This is a genomic window from Variovorax cryoconiti, assembly GCF_051216395.1.
GTDB lineage: Bacteria > Pseudomonadota > Gammaproteobacteria > Burkholderiales > Burkholderiaceae_C > Variovorax.
Genome location: NZ_JBPJZI010000050.1, coordinates 860 through 1155, shown reverse-complemented (window position 1 = coordinate 1155; position 296 = coordinate 860). Strand labels below are relative to the sequence as shown.

Annotated in this window: 1 protein-coding gene; it reads right to left on the bottom strand. The window is 71.3% G+C overall.

Features of this window, described 5'->3' with window-relative positions:
• Positions 1 to 296: hypothetical protein (locus ACSFA2_RS25620; protein WP_435458140.1), on the bottom strand; the 296-nt coding region annotated here is incomplete at both ends.

Here is a 296-nt window from a genome sequence, read left to right as displayed (position 1 = left end):
CTCGGCGCGCCGGTGTTCAGCGCCGTCTGCGTCAAGCGGTTGGTCGCGCTGTTGCCGACGGCCTGCGCCGCCAGTGCGTTGCCCGTGACACCGACCGTGCCGTTCGACACGCCAGCGCCGGTGCTGTTGAGCGCCACCTGGTAGCTCGTGCCCACACTCGTGGCCAACACCGGACCCGAATTGCTCTGGCTGTTGAGGATGGCTGCGCTCGCACCGACGTTGAGCGCCAGCGGCGTGCCGACCAGGCTCGACGAACCCGCCGTGGCCGCGCCGCCGTAGCTGCTGCCGCCGCTGGA